This window comes from Allobosea sp. ASV33 (assembly GCF_016428755.1).
Classification (GTDB): Bacteria; Pseudomonadota; Alphaproteobacteria; order Rhizobiales; family Beijerinckiaceae; genus Allobosea.
Map to the genome: position 1 here is coordinate 18,127 of NZ_JAELTI010000034.1, position 16,695 is coordinate 34,821.

At 66.0% G+C, this 16,695-nt stretch carries 13 protein-coding genes; 6 read left to right on the forward strand and 7 right to left on the reverse strand.

Features of this window, described 5'->3' with window-relative positions:
• Positions 1–277 precede the first annotated feature (277 nt).
• Positions 278–2,005 (forward strand): Na/Pi cotransporter family protein, encoded by a 1,728-nt coding sequence (locus JHD80_RS12355; RefSeq protein ID WP_199087523.1) that lies wholly within the window; start codon positions 278–280, stop codon positions 2,003–2,005.
• Between the two features lie 130 nt (positions 2,006–2,135).
• On the opposite strand, the gene JHD80_RS12360 is transcribed toward JHD80_RS12355, so the two are convergent.
• Positions 2,136–2,456: a YnfA family protein gene (locus JHD80_RS12360; RefSeq protein WP_199087526.1), complete on the reverse strand. Its 321-nt coding sequence runs from the start codon at positions 2,454–2,456 to the stop codon at positions 2,136–2,138.
• A gap of 168 nt (positions 2,457–2,624) precedes the next feature.
• Here JHD80_RS12360 and JHD80_RS12365 point away from each other — a divergent pair, with 168 nt between their 5' ends.
• Positions 2,625–3,881: a TIGR03862 family flavoprotein gene (locus JHD80_RS12365; protein WP_199087528.1), complete on the forward strand. Its 1,257-nt coding sequence runs from the start codon at positions 2,625–2,627 to the stop codon at positions 3,879–3,881.
• A 53-nt stretch (positions 3,882–3,934) separates the two neighbouring features.
• Positions 3,935–4,153, forward strand: coding sequence for a hypervirulence associated TUDOR domain-containing protein (locus JHD80_RS12370; RefSeq protein ID WP_199087530.1), 219 nt, complete (start codon positions 3,935–3,937; stop codon positions 4,151–4,153).
• A 35-nt stretch (positions 4,154–4,188) separates the two neighbouring features.
• On the opposite strand, the gene JHD80_RS12375 is transcribed toward JHD80_RS12370, so the two are convergent.
• Positions 4,189–7,626: a class I SAM-dependent DNA methyltransferase gene (locus JHD80_RS12375; RefSeq protein ID WP_199087532.1), complete on the reverse strand. Its 3,438-nt coding sequence runs from the start codon at positions 7,624–7,626 to the stop codon at positions 4,189–4,191.
• Between the two features lie 141 nt (positions 7,627–7,767).
• Here JHD80_RS12375 and uvrB point away from each other — a divergent pair, with 141 nt between their 5' ends.
• Positions 7,768–10,470: an excinuclease ABC subunit UvrB gene (gene uvrB / locus JHD80_RS12380; RefSeq protein ID WP_199087534.1), complete on the forward strand. Its 2,703-nt coding sequence runs from the start codon at positions 7,768–7,770 to the stop codon at positions 10,468–10,470.
• A gap of 47 nt (positions 10,471–10,517) precedes the next feature.
• On the opposite strand, the gene JHD80_RS12385 is transcribed toward uvrB, so the two are convergent.
• Together JHD80_RS12385 and JHD80_RS29390 are read right to left on the reverse strand one after the other, a co-directional pair.
• Positions 10,518–11,642, reverse strand: coding sequence for a hypothetical protein (locus tag JHD80_RS12385; protein WP_199087536.1), 1,125 nt, complete (start codon positions 11,640–11,642; stop codon positions 10,518–10,520).
• Positions 11,639–12,193: a DUF4365 domain-containing protein gene (locus tag JHD80_RS29390; protein WP_465246521.1), complete on the reverse strand. Its 555-nt coding sequence runs from the start codon at positions 12,191–12,193 to the stop codon at positions 11,639–11,641. Before JHD80_RS29390 ends, JHD80_RS12385 begins: the two co-directional genes overlap by 4 nt.
• Before the next feature lie 154 nt (positions 12,194–12,347).
• Between JHD80_RS29390 and JHD80_RS12395 the strand changes: the two genes are divergently transcribed.
• On the forward strand, positions 12,348–12,770 hold the full coding sequence (locus JHD80_RS12395; RefSeq protein ID WP_199087540.1) for a DUF2267 domain-containing protein: 423 nt from the start codon (positions 12,348–12,350) through the stop codon (positions 12,768–12,770).
• Between the two features lie 509 nt (positions 12,771–13,279).
• Positions 13,280–13,693: an NAD(+)--rifampin ADP-ribosyltransferase gene (gene arr / locus JHD80_RS12400; RefSeq protein WP_199087542.1), complete on the forward strand. Its 414-nt coding sequence runs from the start codon at positions 13,280–13,282 to the stop codon at positions 13,691–13,693.
• A 675-nt stretch (positions 13,694–14,368) separates the two neighbouring features.
• On the opposite strand, the gene JHD80_RS12405 is transcribed toward arr, so the two are convergent.
• The 3 genes from JHD80_RS12405 to JHD80_RS12415 form a co-directional block, all read right to left on the reverse strand.
• Complete coding sequence (locus JHD80_RS12405) at positions 14,369–14,818, reverse strand: NUDIX hydrolase (RefSeq protein ID WP_248311527.1); 450 nt, start codon at positions 14,816–14,818, stop codon at positions 14,369–14,371.
• A 118-nt stretch (positions 14,819–14,936) separates the two neighbouring features.
• Positions 14,937–16,148: a Na+/H+ antiporter NhaA gene (gene nhaA / locus JHD80_RS12410; protein WP_248311528.1), complete on the reverse strand. Its 1,212-nt coding sequence runs from the start codon at positions 16,146–16,148 to the stop codon at positions 14,937–14,939.
• An 82-nt stretch (positions 16,149–16,230) separates the two neighbouring features.
• A complete protein-coding gene (locus JHD80_RS12415; RefSeq protein ID WP_199087547.1) occupies positions 16,231–16,617 on the reverse strand; it encodes a c-type cytochrome in 387 nt (128 codons plus the stop codon).
• Between the last annotated feature and the right edge of the window lie 78 nt (positions 16,618–16,695).

The following is a 16,695-nucleotide window of genomic DNA, read 5'->3' on the forward strand; positions in this document are numbered from 1 at the left end:
CGGCCCGAAAAGACTGCGAGCCTTCATCTGGAGCAGCCATTTCGTCAGAAATGGCGTCTTGAAGGATGCTCCAGGAGGCTCGTGGGCCATCTGGAACATCCTTTAAGAGGCCGCTGGCGCGGCGACTCAGGATGGGGCTCCGATATCTGCCTATCCCGAGCGTGAGGGCTGCCTAATTATCAGCACTTTCGCTGCGTATTTCTGTTGAGTTGGCTAATCAAAAATTGGTAGATTCAGCCGAAGATCGTCACCCGAAACGGGGAAAGACCGCACGAAAATGGCCACGGGCGAGAGCGCAACCAACATCCTGATCCACCTCGTCGGCGGCGTCGCGCTGCTGATCTGGGCGGTCAGGCTGGTTCGAACCGGCGCGATGCGCGCCTTCGGCTCGCAGCTCAGGCAGGCCCTGCAGAGTTTCACGCGCAATCGCTTTGCCGCCTTCGGCAGCGGCGTCGCCGTGACCATGGTGCTGCAGAGCTCGACGGCGACCACGCTGCTCGTCTCCTCCTTCGCCGGTCAGGCGCTGATCGTGCCGGCCATGGCGCTCGCCGTCCTGCTCGGCGCCAATCTCGGCACCTCGCTGGCCGCCTTCGTGATCTCGATGGATCTTGGCTGGCTCTGGGGGCTCTGCGTCGCCGTCGGCGTCGCCATGTACCTGTCCAGCGAGGCGATGGAGCGCCCGCGCAATATCGGCCGGGTGCTGGTCGGCATCGGCCTGATCCTGCTCTCGCTGATCGAGCTCAACACGGCCGCCGCCCCGCTGGCGCAGTCGCCGACCTTCCGCACGGTGCTTGCCGCCATGGGCTCCGAGCCGCTGCTCGGCATCCTCGCCGCCATCGCCGCGACCTGGCTGGTGCATTCCTCGATCGCGATCATCCTGCTCGTCGCGACCTTCGCGGCGTCGGGCCTGTTCCCGCCGGCGACGGCGCTGACGCTGGTCATCGGCGCCAATCTCGGCAATGCGCTGATCCCGGTGCTCGACCAGCTCGGCGCGCCCGCAGCCCAGCGCCGCGCCGCTATCGGTAATCTCGCGACGCGCCTGATCCTGGCGCTGGCCGTGCTGCCTTTCGTCGGCCCGCTCTCGGCCTGGCTCGTCAGCCTGTCGCCGTCGGACGGCCGGCTCGCCATCGAATTCCACGTCATGCTGAACGTCGTGGGCGCGCTGGTCTTCCTGCCTTTCGTCGGGTCGGTCTCGGCGCTGGTCGAGCGCTTCATGCCTGGCAAGGAGGACAAGGCCGAGGCCGTGACCCCGCGCTATCTCGACCCCAACGCGCTCGACAGCCCGACCGAGGCGCTGGCCGGCGCGATGCGCGAGGCCTTGCGCCTCGGCGACCGCGTCGAGGGTATGCTGCGCGATACCATGACTCTGCTGGAGAAGGACGAGCTCAAGCTATCCCGCGCCATCGCCCAGGCCGATGACGGCGTCGACACCATCCACGAGTCGATCAAGCTCTATCTGGTCAAGGTCTCCCGCAACGAGCTCTCCGAGGAGGAGAGCCGGCGCCTGTTCGAGATCATCACCCTGATCACCAATCTCGAGCATATCGGCGACATCATCGACAAGAACCTGCGCGAGCTTGCCGAGAAGAAGATCCGCAAGCGCTATGCCTTCTCGCCGGAGGGGCTGGCCGAGATCCGCGACTTCCACCATCGCGTCGCCTCGGCGCTGGCGCTGGCGCTCAATGTCTTCGCGACGCGCGATCTCGTGCTCGCCCGCCAGCTCTTCGCCGACAAGGCGGCGATGCGCGATGCCGAGCGGCGCGCCACAGACAGTCATTTCCAGCGCCTGCGCTCGGGCCGGCCGGAATCGATCGAGACCAGCGCGATCCATCTCGACATCATCCGCGATCTCAAGCGCATCCACGGCCATATCGTCTCGATCGCCTATCCGATTCTGGAGAGCGCCAACGAATTGCGCGAAAGCCGCCTGCGCGAGACCAAGGCCGCCGCCGCGCAGCGCGAGATGCCATCCGTGCTCATCCCCGCCGCGCATTCGGGCGGCTGACGCTTTTTGAATGGCCGTTTCCGTCATGGTCGGGCTTGTCCCGACCATCCACGTCTCCTTCATGCGACGTGGTGTCCAAGACGTGGATGCTCGCCATAAGGGCGAGCATGACGGTTATGGAGCGGCCGGTCTAACGCGGTGCCACCAGGATGATCGCCGCCCCGGCGAGGCAGATGGCGCCCCCGGTCAGGTCCCAGCGATCCGGCCTGACACCCTCGACAGCCCAGAGCCAGCCGAGCGAGGCGGCGATATAGACCCCGCCATAGGCGGCGAAGGCGCGCCCCGCCGCGGCGCTCTCGACCAGCGTCAGCAGCCAGGCGAAGAGCCCGAGAGAGACCAGCCCCGGCAGCAGCCACCAGACCGGCTTGCCGAGCCGGAACCAGCCCCAGAAAGCAAAGCACCCTGCGATCTCGAAGAGCGCGGCGCCGATATAGGCGGCGATGGTCGGCATCGATGGGTCCTAGGCTGTTTCCGCTCCGGGGCGAGCAGGGTAATGCAAGGGGGCGAATGAAACACATCGTCATTCCGGACAAGCCGCGATAGCGGCGCCGATCCGGAATCCATCGAAGGGTGTCGCACTCTACGATGGATTCGGGGTCTCCGCTTCGCTGCGCTCGGAATGACGCATCCAGATGAGAACAGGGCAGCGGTGGAAAAGCCGATACGCAACATCGCCATCATCGGCGCGGGCCCCGCGGGCCTGATCGCGGCCGAGCGGCTGGCCGGCGCCGGTCATCGCGTCACGATCTACGAGCGCATGGCCTCGCCGGCCCGCAAGTTCCTGCTCGCCGGACGCGGCGGCCTGAATCTGACGCATTCCGAGCCCTTCGACGCCTTTCTTCGCCGCTATCGCGAAGCGAGCGGCTGGCTCGAACCTGCGTTGCGTACCTTCCCGCCGCAGGCCCTGCGCGATTGGGCCGACGGGCTCGGCGCCGAAACCTTCGTCGGCTCCAGCGGCCGCGTCTTCCCCCGCGCCATGAAGGCCTCGCCGCTGCTGCGCGCCTGGCTCGTCCGGCTCGACGGGCTAGGGGTGAAGCTGGCATCGAGCCGACTCTGGACCGGCTGGGATGCCGCAGGCGCCCTGACATTCCGCCTCGCGACCGGCGAAACCGAAACCATCCGCCCGGATGCCACGCTGCTGGCGCTGGGCGGCGCAAGCTGGCCGCGCCTTGGCTCGGATGGCGGCTGGGCGCCGTTGCTGGCGGCGCGTGGCGTCGCGATCTCGCCGCTCCGGCCCGCCAATGGCGGCTTCACGGTCGCCTGGTCGCCGCAGATGAAGGAGCGCTTCGCCGGCCAGCCGCTCAAGCGCATCGCGATCCGCTGCGGCAGCGAACAGGTTGCCGGCGAGGCGATGATCGATGCCGAGGGCATCGAAGGCGGCGCGATCTACGCGCTGTCAGCGCCGATCCGCGAGGCGATCGCGCGCGACGGAATTGCCACGATCCGCATCGACCTGCGGCCCGATCTACCCGCGCCGGACCTCGCCGCCCGGCTCGCGAAGCGGCGCAAGGGCGAGACGCTGAGCAATCACCTGCGCAAGGCGGCGGGCCTTGCCCCCGTCGCGATCGCCCTGCTGCGCGATGCGGCCGGAGCGCGCCTTCCTGAAGAACCGGACGCGCTGGCCGCGCTGATCAAGGCAGCGCCGCTACAGCTCGAAGCCGCCATGCCGATCGCGCGCGCCATCTCGACGGCCGGCGGCATCACGCGCGACGAATGCGACGCCGGCTTCATGCTGAAGCGCCTGCCGGGCGTCTTCGTCGCCGGCGAGATGCTCGACTGGGAGGCGCCGACAGGCGGCTATCTGCTGCAGGCGAGTTTCGCCACCGGCGTCGCGGCCGCAGCCGGCATCCAGACATGGCTCGCCGCGCGGGCCTGAACCCGCATCGGCCTGCGACGTTGTCTTCCCATCGACTCGAACGGAGCGCAGAGATGACCGAGCCGCTGAAGCCCGGAACCGATGTGACATGGCGCTGGGGAGCGCATCGCGCACGTGGCCGCGTCGAGCAGGTCTTCACCGAGCCGGTCAGCCGCACCATCAAGGGCACGCGCGTGCACCGCAACGCCTCCGAGACGAACCCGGCCTATCTGGTGACGCAGGCCAATGGCGGCTACGCGCTCAAATCCCATACGGAGCTCGAGCCCCTGTAGCGGGTCGTGGCGTCCGGGCTTCGGCCCGATCCGGGTTACGCCGTGCCGGTCAATCGGCGTGCGAAGCTGCGGCCGCCATCCACGGTCGAGATTTCGCCGACCCGCGCCAGCGAGACCAGGATGGCGCGGATGGCGCGCTCGACCTTGAGCCCTTGACGGAAGCGCGCCGCGATCGCCCGTGCATCGATCGGCGCCGGAGCCTCGGCGAGCGCCGCGAGCACGGCCGCGACCCGCCCGACGGCTTCGGTGGGAAAGGCCGGCTTGCCGGCTGCGGCCGGGATCGGCTCCGGGAGGATGGCCTCGACCTGCTCGCCGGATCGGCCGGGCGTGCCGAAGCGCGGGCGTTGATAGTCCGGCCGGAGCCAATGGACGATGCCGCGGGCCTCCTCCTGTGCGCGCAGCCGGTTCAGCGCGACGAGGCGGGCGAGAACCTCCTCCTCGGCCAGGTCGACCGGCCAGCCATAGGCTGCGGCGACGGCGGCATCGATGGCCTGGTGGTGCTCGTCGAGGATCAAGGCCAATCCGCGGTCGCGGACACTGCACTCCCCGGCACTGAGCGCGTTGCGCGCGCGGATCGTCTCCCGGACATTGTAGAGCTTGGTGAGGGTGAGGTCCGGATGAGCGGCCAGAACCTGCTTGCGCAGCGCATCCAGCGCTTCGGCGGAGCGGCGAATGGCCTGTTTCTGCGCTTCGCTGGCATCCGGGAACGGAAACGGGTCGAAACAGCGGGATTTCGAGTAGCGGGGGCGGTCTTCGAGCGTCGCGCCTTGATGGAACGACCAGAGGACGTGAAAGCGCGACGAGAGCACGCCCAGATGGAAGGCGTCCGAGAGCCCCACGGCAACCAGCATGTTGTCGGGCAGGATCGCGGCGTCGAGGAACTGGAAGACGCGATGCTTGGCGGTCTCGACGGTCACGATGTAGCGCTGGAGAGGGGCGAGGGCAGGGCGCAACTCGCGGCGTGGTTCCCCGAATACCCACCATTGCAAGCGATAGCTGTCGCGCCGATTGGCGTCGCGGCCAATGATCTTGCCGGCCCCGTTCCGTGCTTCCTTCACCGTCAGCTTCACATGCTGGTAGACCTCCGGGAAGCGCGCGCGGACCTCTTCCGCCGCGAGGCCGAACAGATCGATGGCCATGACGCCGCGCGGCCGTTCCGTCAGGTCGCGGCCGTTGCGGTAGGGGCGTATATGGGCTTCGAGCCCCGGCCTGAGGCCGAGCCCGAGCGCGCCGGCCTCGGCAGGCGTCACGATGAAGCCCGCGCCGTGGAGCGAGACCCCGCGGGAGCACAATCCGGTATTAGCCTGGAGGCCGGATGCTTGGGCGCCATCGGCCCCGATCGTCAGATCGGGATTGATCCGTCCCTTGCGCTCGTGGAGCTCGATCCGGGGCTGGTCGCTGTCGAGCCCGGCTTCGGACATGACCGTGCAGAGCTTGCCCTCGTGATATCCGGCGCGTGCGACCGTCATCGCGATGCGCACCGCAGCGGCATCCTTCCCCGCTTTGGTCCAGGGATGGTCCGCGATCGCCATGACCAGCGAGAGGGGCCGCTTGCCCACGAGGTGCCGTTCGACCGTCCGGCGCTGGAAAAGCTGGGTGATCGAGTTGGTGGTGACGAAGCCGAAGCGCCGGAGCTTCGTGCCCGGTTGCGTCAGCAATTCGGCGGCGCGGTCCCACCAGTACATCACCAGATCGGCGCTCTGGTTCATCTGCGGGTGCACGGCCCAGAGGGCTTCCGCATAAGCGTTTCCAAGCCGCGCCCGCAGGTCCTTGCCGCCGATGAAGGGCGGGTTGCCGACGATGAACTCGGCTTCGGGCCATTCCGGCCTGTGCGGGTTCGGTAGGAATTCCTCGCCGTCGCGCCAGTCCGGGATCGGCCAGCCGTCCCATGACAGAACGGCGTCGCGCTTGTGGATGTGGTCGAGCTTTTCGAGAATGGGTTCCCTGGGGGCGAAGCCGCGCGTGCGGAAGTGCCATTGCAGATGGCCGATCCACAGCACGAGATCGGCAATGGCGACGGCCCTGCGATTGATCTCCATGCCCAGGAACTGGTGCGGACCGACCGCATGTTGCGCGAAGCCGCCGAGCGCTTCGGCGCTGCCGAGTTCGCTCGCGGCGTCGAGCACCTCGCCTTCGAGCTTCTTCATCAACTCCTGTGCGACGTGCAGGAAGTTTCCGGTTCCGCAGGCGGGATCGAGCACGCGCGTTCGGCACAGGGTTTCGTGAAAGTCCTCGACCAGCGCCAGCGCCTTGCTCGCGTCACCGCCATCGCGGGCCTGCTGGGCGGCGGCAAGCACCGCTCGCCAGTCCTCCCGCAACGGACCGATCACCGTTTCGACGACCAACTGTTCGACATAGGCGCGCGGCGTGTAATGGGCGCCGAATTTCGCCCGCTCCGGCGGGTCCAGAGCCTGTTCCAGCAGCGTCCCGAAGATCGCAGGCTCCACGTCCTTCCAGTCGTGTTCGGCAGCCGCCAGCAACTCGCCGATCTCTTCGCGCCCGAGCGGGAAGACCTGGGCATCCTCGTAGAGCTTGCCGTTGAAGCGCTTCATCCGCTCGCGGACGGAAGTCGAATAATGCCCCTTGTCCATCGCGGCCCACAGCTCGGAGACCAGCGGCTGGAAGGAATCCGGATCCTCCCGGCACTCGCGCAGCAGGGCCTTGAAGGCATCCTTGCGGATCAGCCCGACATCCTCGGCGAACATCGTGAACAGGCAACGCATCAGGAACAGCGCGACCTCTTCGGGATCGTGCTGGCGCTCCAGCGCCTTCGACACGGCGGCCAGCCTCTCGGCGATCGCCCGCGTGACGCGGGCGGCATGGCGTGCCGGGTCGAGCGAGAGCGGGTCGGTCCAGATCGCGGCGAGCCGTGCGCGGATGGCGGGATCGCGGAGCTGGTCGAGATAGACGCGGTAGCTCTGCCGGTCGGGGAACTGGACGTAGTTCTTACCTTGCCCGGTGAAGTCCGCGTAGAATTCGAAACAATGCCCGACATCGCAGACGATCAGGAAGGGCGGCCAGCCATGGCTCGCCGGCAGCGCCTTGGCGTAATCCTCGGCCTGGCGGCGGGCGTTGAGCAGGAGCACGTCCCAGGCGCGATCCGCACCGCGCCGGCCCCTTGGCCCCGCCGGTTCGGCGAAGGGCAGGGCTCCCTGCGCCGGCAGAACCTCCTTGGCCTGTCCTTTCAGGCGGCTTTGCTTGGCCTCCAGGACGAAGGCGCCCTTCTTGTAGAGGTCGATCCGGCCCGTCGTGTGCCCGCCTTGGCCGTCGGGAAATCGCACGGGATATTCGAAGCGATAGGTCACGGCATCGGTATCGCTGGTGGGCGGCAGCGGCCGCTCGACGCCGATCAACCGGCACAACTCGCTCAGGAACTGCGCATAAGCCGCGCGTTCCGCGCCTTCCGACACGCGCCACCGCGTGATGAAGGCCTCGACCTCATCCTCCACAGGCTCGGCCCCGCCCCGAAACATCTTACGGCTCCAAGATTGTAGCCGCCGCATCTATGCAACTATAGGTTGTTTTATCCTATCCTGTCAACTCCTGTCACCATCGGCACCGGCTCGGCGCCATGCCCCCTCGCATCCGCGGCGGTTCCGCCCCATATTGCGGCCATGCCGAAAAGCTCCGACACCACCGCGACCAAGCCGAAACCGGCGAAGAAGCCGTCCTCGGCCCGCACGCCGAATTCCAAGGCGACCAAGCCCGAGCTGAAGCCGCTCGAAGGCTATCTCGCCGATCTGCTGAACCCCGCGATCAACCGCGGCACGGCGGTGCCGGGCGGCGCCTCCGGCTTCAGCGACAAGCCGCAGGCCGGCTACGAGGCGAAGCCGAGCTATGCCACGGAACGGCCGGGCGGCGAGGAGAGGCCCAAGCGCAAGCTCTCCAAGAAGGCGGATGGCGCCTTCATCGGCGCCGAGGGCGCGGCGGCCGCGACGGCGACCTCGCTGCAGGCGCTGCTGGAGACCGGCAGCCCCTTCATCCAGCCCGGCAAGCCCTGGACGCCGCACCGGCCGGAGCGCCCCGAGAAATCGGAGGGCGGCATCCGCTTCCAGATGAAGTCGGAGTTCTCCCCCTCGGGCGACCAGCCGACCGCGATCGCCGATCTCGTCGACGGCATCCGCCGGCAGGAGCGCGACCAGGTGCTGCTCGGCGTCACCGGCTCGGGCAAGACCTTCACCATGGCCAAGGTGATCGAGGAGACGCAGCGCCCGGCGCTGATCCTGGCGCCGAACAAGACGCTGGCCGCGCAGCTTTACGGGGAGTTCAAGAGCTTCTTCCCCGACAACGCGGTCGAGTACTTCGTCTCCTATTACGACTATTATCAGCCGGAGGCCTATGTCCCGCGCTCGGACACCTATATCGAGAAGGAATCCTCGATCAACGAGCAGATCGACCGCATGCGCCACTCGGCGACGCGCTCCCTGCTCGAACGCGACGACGTGATCATCGTAGCCAGCGTCTCCTGCATCTACGGTATCGGCTCGGTCGAGACCTATACGGCGATGACCTTCTCGGTGAAGCTCGGCGAGCGCATCGAGCAGCGCCAGCTCATCGCCGATCTCGTCGCGCTCCAGTACAAGCGCACCCAGCACGACTTCGCCCGCGGCACGTTTCGCGTGAGAGGGGACGTGATCGAGCTCTACCCGGCGCACTATGAGGACCGGGCCTGGCGCATCGGCCTGTTCGGCGACGAGGTCGAGTCGATCTCCGAGTTCGACCCGCTGACCGGCCAGAAGACCGGCGAGCTCGAATTCATCAAGGTCTACGGCAATTCGCACTACACCACGCCGCGCCCGACGCTGACCCAGGCCGTGAAGTCGATCAAGGAGGAGCTCAAGGCCCGCCTCGACGAGCTCAACCGCATGGGCCGCTTCCTGGAGGCGCAAAGGCTCGACCAGCGCTGCACCTTCGACATCGAGATGATCGAGGCCACCGGCTCCTGCAACGGCATCGAGAACTATTCGCGCTATCTCACCGGCCGCAAGCCGGGCGAGCCGCCGCCGACGCTGTTCGAATACCTGCCCGACAACGCGCTGGTCTTCACCGACGAGAGCCACGTCACCGTGCCGCAGATCGGCGGCATGTACCGGGGCGACTTCCGCCGCAAGGCGACGCTGGCCGAATACGGCTTCCGCCTGCCCTCCTGCATGGACAACCGGCCGCTGCGCTTCGAGGAATGGGACGCGATGCGGCCCCAGTCGGTGCATGTCTCGGCCACGCCCGGCGGCTGGGAGATGGAGCAGACCGGCGGCGTCTTCACCGAGCAGGTCATCCGCCCGACCGGCCTGATCGACCCGCCGGTCGAGATCCGGCCCGCCAAGCACCAGGTCGCGGACCTGCTGGACGAGATCAAGGAGGTCACCGAGAAGGGCTATCGCACCCTCGTCACGGTGCTGACCAAGCGCATGGCCGAGGACCTGACCGAATACCTGCACGAGAACGGCGTGCGCGTGCGCTACATGCACTCGGATATCGACACGATCGAGCGCATCGAGATCCTGCGCGATCTCCGTCTCGGCGCCTTCGACGTGCTGGTCGGCATCAACCTGCTGCGCGAGGGCCTAGACATCCCCGAATGCGGCTTCGTTGCCATTCTCGACGCCGACAAGGAGGGCTTCCTGCGCTCCGAGACCTCGCTGATCCAGACCATCGGCCGCGCCGCCCGAAACGTCGACGGCAAGGTCATCCTCTATGCCGACCACGTCACCGGCTCGATGGAGCGGGCGCTGGCCGAGACCAACCGCCGCCGCGAGAAGCAGCTCGCCTACAATGCCGAGCACGGCATCACGCCGCAGACGATCAAGCGCGCCATCGGCGACATCCTCGGCTCGGTCTATGAGCGCGACCATGTCACGGTCGACAAGGGGCTGGTGGCGCCGGCCTCTGGCCACAACCTCAAGGCCGCGATCGCCGATCTCGAGAAGCGCATGCGCGAGGCCGCGGCCGATCTCGAATTCGAGACGGCGGCCCGCCTGCGCGACGAGATCAAGCGCCTGCAGGCGACGGAGCTGGCGATTTCGGACGATCCGCTCGCCCGGCAGGGCGATGTCGAGGCATCCGCCGGCAAGTATAAGGGCGAGCGCAGCTACGGCTCCAGCGCCAACCTGCCGCCGACCCGCGCCCGGAAACCCACGGACGCGGATATGGGCCCGCATAATCTCGGCGGCGGCGAGGGCAAGCCGAAAGCCGGCGAGAAGCCGAACCCGCTGCTGACCGGCACCTCACGGGTGCGGAAGCCGACCCTGGACGAGATGGGCCCGGTGCCGGAATCGCGGCCGAAGGGGGCGGGGGAGCGGAGAAGAAGGGGGAGGTAGTGCGACGCGCCGGTACGAGATTAGCGCGTAGCGCAAACTCTCGCGGATTAAACCAGTCGAAAATCGCGGGCGTTTTCCAGACGCCAAGGTTGGCGTTCAAGCTCACCAAACACGGAAATTGTCCTGCCGGCTCGGTGAGCTTCCATCGCTTGAAGGTACTCTTCAGGCCCTAGTGAGACACGAACCAATTTCCTGCCAAATTCTTCGCTTTCCCATTCTATAACTACGTCCTGTAGACCAGAAATGGTAAAAAGCTCCGCAGGGTTATCCTCCATCGAATGCAGTGTGCGTACCTTGCCGACAACGGTGCGCTGCTTCTCGTAATTCACAATCCGTAATTGCTTTGCTGCCTCACGCATAACCTCAAGTCCGCGGGGGTGGCCGATTGTCATGTTGAGCTTGGCACCGAGGTCATCGGGTAAGCCCCATTCTGGCGAGAATGCTATCTCGAATGAGATTTCCTCTACTCGCGGAATTTCCACCATGGTTGCGAGATCCTCACACGCGTTTGCGTTGAGGCCATTCTCATAATTCTCAACGATTTCCGACGGAGCTTCGCGCTTAATGGCGCCTTCCACCACGCGCAATCCCCTCGCAAGCCGGAGCATCGCGCGTCGTTCAAGCGGTGAAGCAGGCACGAACTCACCTGCATTTATGGTATTAGGGCCAACCGGCGACTCGACGGTAAAGCCGAAGCTGCCTCGGAACGTATGTCCAAAGCGACATTCGTTAGCATATGCGGTGGCCACACTGCTGATGCGCTCGAAATACGGGCCAGTATGAAGTTCACCGTGCGCGGTCGCAGCAAGAACCTTGACCATCCGCTTAATGAACTCCTCGGCATCGCCGAGTCTGAGGGTGTCATGGCGTATGGCGGTATCGGGCAGTCGGGAACGCAATACGTCATAGCTAATCGCACGTATAGATATCAAAATCTCTTCGAGGTTACGCCTTTCCAGTGCAGCCAAAGTCGTTACCGCGTCGAAAATTCTTCTTTTTACATCCTTTGAGTGCGCTGTCGGGGGTAGGATGATCTCGATCTCTTCGTCATTCGCGAGGCTGAACAGCTCGATTCCAGTCTCAATGGTGCGACGGTTCCAGCCTGACGTGGCTAGGTAGCGTTTCAGCGATCCCAGCGACACGGCTTCTATATCTCGGACAGGCCCGATCATAGCCCTAGAGCCTTTCGGCGTGCCAACTGCATAACTTCCCGCAAGCTATTCGGTGTCAGTAGGTTGGTGCGGGGCACTTGAATGCGGGTCGTCGCAATATTCTCGGTTGGGGGACCTTCGGGCTGGTACCAATAGCAACAGTGCCGCAGATGCAGATGCTCTTCTCCGCCGTCTAGCCAATCTACCGGGTTTTCAGGAAGGCATAGCAAGATCAATATAGCGAGCGGCATGCCCGGCTCGCGATCAGCCGTTAGAAGTCGATGAGCACGAGCCTCAAGATCATAAATGATAAATTCTTCGCTGATTGTCCATCGGGTGGTTGCCTTCATTTGAAAGTCAACCGAGTGACCCGTCTCAATTCGCTCCCCATTCCTAAGTTTTACGGGTCGGAATGTCCCATCGATTCCATAGTCAAATATGGAGCGTGCGGCCAGGTTAAGCCCGGCAAGACCGGCAATAGCATGAATATACGCGTGAGATAGTGCTTCTTGGGTGTGCTCACGGGTGATCAATTTATGCCCCAGCAGCCGCCAACTAGTCGCAATGTGCATTTTATCGCGCTAGAGTACAGCTAGAGCGTGTAGAATTCCTTGTCGTAGTTTGGCCCGCGGGGGCTCCACGTACGGGTCCTCCTTACGGCAAGTGTGACTGGTTGGAACGAGACCGACCATGACGGTGTAGGCGCTATCGCCTATCTTTGCCGCCATGACCGTCCCCTCTACCTTCGTCCATGCCTCGCGCGATTTCGAACGCTTCCTGCTCGATGCGCGCGATGAACTCGGGCTCGGCACCACCCATCAGAGCTATGCGGCGGTGCTGGCCGTGCTGGTCACCTTCCGGGCGCGATTGACGCCGGCGGAGGGCGTCACCTTCGCGAACGCCCTGCCGCCGCTGCTCGGCGCCATGTTTCTGCAAGGCTGGAACACGGCGCAGCCGCTAAAACCCTTCGCCGACCCCGCGGCGCTGACGCGGGAGGCGATCGGCCACCGCCACGACCATACGCTCCTCCCCGAAACCGGCATCGCCGATGTCGCCCGCGCCCTCCGCCGGCATGTCGAGGCACAAGCCTTCGAGCGCGCGCTGGACAAGCTGCCGCCGGGCGCGCGGGCGTTCTGGGTGGTGCAGTAGGGCGCCTGCGTTGACGGCGACGCGCCGGAGAACCCCTCTCCCGGATGGGAGAGGGGGAGGGGTGAGGGACCGCCGCCGATCGTCAGCCGAAACGGCTCCGCCGCGCCCTCCATTGAAGCCCCACACCGTCATCCGGCGCTCCGCGCCACCTTCTCCCATCCGGGAGAAGGAAAGGGTGTCACGCTTCCTGCGCCTCGCGTCATGCTCGGCCTTGTGCCGAGCATCCACGGCTTGCGACGTTGCGGGCAAGCGGTCTCATCGAAACCAAATCACGGTCCCAAAGACGTGGATGGTCGGGACAGGCCCGACCATGACGGGATGCGCGCGCATGCCTGCGCAACGGCCATCTGCCGCCAGCAAGGCGTCGCGTCATCTTCGAGAAATTGTCGGGGGAATGCAGGGTGCCGTTCCCTGCCATGATCATTGTCTAACCCGAGCCGGGGCTTGCGGCAAGCCGGGGTCCCTGGTCCATGAAGGCTGCCCCCGATTCACCGCAAGGGAGCAAGCCGATGCCGACCGCCGACACCACCCAGCCCGAGCGTCTCTATCATGGTACCCGCGCCGATCTGAAACCCGGAGACTTGATCGCCGTCGGCCATGAATCCAACTTCCGGGAGGGCAAGCCGCTGTCCTGGGTCTATTGCTCGGGCACGCTCGATGCCGCGATCTGGGGCGCCGAACTCGCCCGCGGCGAGGGGCGCCAGCGCATCTATATCGTCGAGCCGACCGGCGCGATCGTCGACGATCCCAACCTGACCGACAAGAAATTCCCCGGCAATCCGACGCGCTCCTATCGCTCGCAGCAGCCGTTGCGGGTCGTCGGCGAGGTGACGGCTTGGGAGGGCCATCCGCCCGAGGTGCTGCGCCGGATGAAGGAGAATGTCGCGCGGCTCGTTGCCGAAGGCGCCGAGATCATCGACTGAGCCGGCGGTCGCCCTTTGTCATTCCGGGTTCTCGCCGCGCGAGCCCCGGAATGGGCGCTCACCGTCATTTTCGGGCGAAGCGAAACGCAGACCCGAGAATCTCAGGCAGGACCAGGCGCTGGAGCCTTCGTGTCATGAGATGCTCGGGTCGAGCCCGAGCATGACGGCTCCATTGCGCGCGCCGACAACTTATCCCCGCCCTTGCAACCCGCCCCTATCCTCGGCCCACCTCACCCCGAGGGGCGGCCATCCGGAGGCATGCTGCATGGCGGGGCGGGGGCGGCGCCTGCGGCCGGGTTTGCACCCCGGCCCCGGGAGGCTTCGGGGCACCGCCCTGGGGATACTACGATCCCTGTGCGAGGAGCTCGCTGGAAGGTTCGGGGAATCCAGGACCGAACGCGGAACGGGTGACGAGGCGATGAGCCGAGCTGATCCGGGAAGCGGCCGATCTCTGGAACTCCGACCGTATAAGCGCGGCCCGGAGACTGAAATCGCCGGCAAGCGGAGCGCCACGGGGCGTGCGGATGGTGGCTCAATCCATCCGCGCCGCATCCTGGCTCAACGGAAGCGGCTTGGATCACCCGCGCCTCGCGGCGCTCCGCTCGCCCCTCGACATGCGAACGCCCGCGCGATGGCGCGGGCGGCGAAGACGCTTGTCAGGACGTGGCCGCCTGTTCAGGCCGCGACGGCGACCCGCGTGTCGAGCTTGCGGATAGCGGTGCTGAGCTCGGGCTCGTCGACGATGTCGGCGGCGTCCGCCAGCTTGAACCAGTGCAGGTCCCGCTGGTGCTGCTCGGCCCAGCTGTCGAGCTGCCGCTCGACCTGGAGCAGGTAGAGCTTGACCTCGCAGAGCGCGAAATGGTCGCTCATCCGCTTCCAGTAGGTATAGCGCCCGGCCGGCTTCTCGCTGACGCGGCCGACGACGCCGGCCTCCTCATAGGCCTCGCGCGCGGCGGCGTCGCGGTCCTTGAGGCCCTTCATCGGCCAGCCCTTGGGTACGATCCAGCGGCGCGTGGTGCGCGACGTGACGAGCAGGATCTCGGTCGAGCCGTCGGCGGCGTGGCGGATCGGCATCGCGGCGATCTGCGACCGCTTCTCTCCCGGTTTCCGCTTGGCCTTCTTCATCGACGCTGGAAGCCCTTTCCTGGCTTGCATTCGTCCGGCTCCGAATCACGATGATCGCCGGAGCGAATAAATATTGCATCGATTCACAGAAATGGAAGAGGCGTTCCGCGAATTCGCATCAGCTCTTCGATTCGCGCATGGCCTGGTTGTGGACATCTTCCGGTTGCGCCAGCCGCAGCAGCAGCCAGCCGCCGAGGCCGGAGAGCAGCGAACCGGCGAGCACCCCGATCTTGGTCTGGTCCTGCAGGGCTTCCGAAGCCGGAAAGGCCAGCAGCCCGATGAACAGGCTCATGGTGAAGCCGATGCCGCAGAGCAGGGCGATGCCGTAGAACTGCGCCCAGGAGGCCTTCGCCGGCAGATCGGCAAGCCCGGCGCGGATCGCCAGCCAGCCGAATCCGAAGACGCCGATCTGCTTGCCGAGGAACAGCCCGAGCATGATGCCGAGCGGCACGGCCTGACCGAGCGTCGCGAGGCCAAGCCCGGCAAAGGAGACGCCGGCATTGGCGAAGCCGAAGATCGGGATGATCAGGAAGGCGACCCATGGGTGCAGCCCGTGTTCCAGCCGGTGCAGCGGCGAAGAGGCGCTGTCGGGCTTCGCGGGCGAGGGCGTGAGCGGGATGGTCAGCGCCAGCGCGACGCCGGCCAGCGTCGCATGCACGCCGGATTTCAGGGTGAAGTACCATAGCGCCGCGCCGAGCACGAGATAGGGCACAAGCCTGACCACGCCGAGCCGGTTCAGCGCGATCAGGGCCGCGAGCGTCGCGGCGGCGAGGCCGAGATGCAAGCCGGAGAGCTCGGCCGTATAGAAGATCGCGATGATGATGACCGCGCCGAGATCGTCGAGGATGGCGAGCGCGGTCAGGAAGATCTTGAGCGAGGCCGGCACGCGCGAGCCCAGCAGCGAGAGCACGCCGAGCGCGAAGGCGATATCGGTGGCGGCGGGAATGGCCCAGCCGCGCAGCGTCTCGGGCGAGCCGAGATTGAAGCCGACATAGACCAGTGCCGGCGCGATCATGCCGCCGAGCGCGGCGAAGCCGGGCAGCACGCGGCGGCTCCAGCTCGACAATTGCCCGTCAAGCATCTCGCGCTTGATCTCGAGGCCGACGAGCAGGAAGAACACCGCCATCAGCGCGTCGTTGATCCAGTGCAGGACCGAAAGCCCCAGCACATAGCTCTTCAAAACGCCGAAATAGAGCGGCGCGGCCGGCGAATTGGCGACGACGAGCGCCAGCGCCGCGACGACCATCAGGACGATGCCGCCGGCCGCTTCGCTGTGCAGGAAGTCCCGCAAGGCGGAAAGGGGTTTCGTCCGGGTCGCGGGGGCGGCCATCGAGCTCTCCTTCGTCATCAGACGCAGAGAGATACGACAGGCCGCTGCCGAAGACCAAGCTTGCCGGTGACGCAGCCCGGATTCAGAGCTTCTTGCCGTCCTTGTCGAACTGCTTGAGGAAGGCGGTCAGGTCCTTGATTTCCTTCTCGCCCTTGATGCCGGCAAAGATCATCTTGGTGCCGGGAATCTTGGCCTTCGGATCCTTGATGTATTCGGCGAAGGTCGCCTCGTCCCAGGTCAGGCCGGAATTCTTGTTGGCGGCCGAGTAGCTATAGCCCTCGACGGCGCCGGAATGCCGGCCGATCAGGCCGTTGAGCTCGGGGCCGACGAGGTTGCGCGCGCCCTCGCCGATCTGGTGGCAGGCGCGGCATTTGGCGAAGGAGCGCTCGCCCGCGGCGGCGTCCTGTGCCGCGGCGGGCTGGGATAGGAGAGGCAGGAGAAGGACAAGGCCGGAGAGAATGGCTCGCATGATCACGTCTTTCGACTTGGAGGCATTCTTGTTTAGCCCTGAGTCGCGCGACGATGGCATGAGCCATTTCGCCGCGCG

Coding starts and splice junctions, on each gene's coding strand:
- JHD80_RS12355 (WP_199087523.1), top strand. CDS start 278: ATGGCCACGGGCGAGAGCGCAACCAACATCCTGATCCACCTCGTCGGC.
- JHD80_RS12360 (WP_199087526.1), bottom strand. CDS start 2,456: ATGCCGACCATCGCCGCCTATATCGGCGCCGCGCTCTTCGAGATCGCA.
- JHD80_RS12365 (WP_199087528.1), top strand. CDS start 2,625: ATGACGCATCCAGATGAGAACAGGGCAGCGGTGGAAAAGCCGATACGC.
- JHD80_RS12370 (WP_199087530.1), top strand. CDS start 3,935: ATGACCGAGCCGCTGAAGCCCGGAACCGATGTGACATGGCGCTGGGGA.
- JHD80_RS12375 (WP_199087532.1), bottom strand. CDS start 7,626: ATGTTTCGGGGCGGGGCCGAGCCTGTGGAGGATGAGGTCGAGGCCTTC.
- uvrB (WP_199087534.1), top strand. CDS start 7,768: ATGCCGAAAAGCTCCGACACCACCGCGACCAAGCCGAAACCGGCGAAG.
- JHD80_RS12385 (WP_199087536.1), bottom strand. CDS start 11,642: ATGATCGGGCCTGTCCGAGATATAGAAGCCGTGTCGCTGGGATCGCTG.
- JHD80_RS29390 (WP_465246521.1), bottom strand. CDS start 12,193: ATGCACATTGCGACTAGTTGGCGGCTGCTGGGGCATAAATTGATCACC.
- JHD80_RS12395 (WP_199087540.1), top strand. CDS start 12,348: ATGACCGTCCCCTCTACCTTCGTCCATGCCTCGCGCGATTTCGAACGC.
- arr (WP_199087542.1), top strand. CDS start 13,280: ATGCCGACCGCCGACACCACCCAGCCCGAGCGTCTCTATCATGGTACC.
- JHD80_RS12405 (WP_248311527.1), bottom strand. CDS start 14,818: ATGAAGAAGGCCAAGCGGAAACCGGGAGAGAAGCGGTCGCAGATCGCC.
- nhaA (WP_248311528.1), bottom strand. CDS start 16,148: ATGGCCGCCCCCGCGACCCGGACGAAACCCCTTTCCGCCTTGCGGGAC.
- JHD80_RS12415 (WP_199087547.1), bottom strand. CDS start 16,617: ATGCGAGCCATTCTCTCCGGCCTTGTCCTTCTCCTGCCTCTCCTATCC.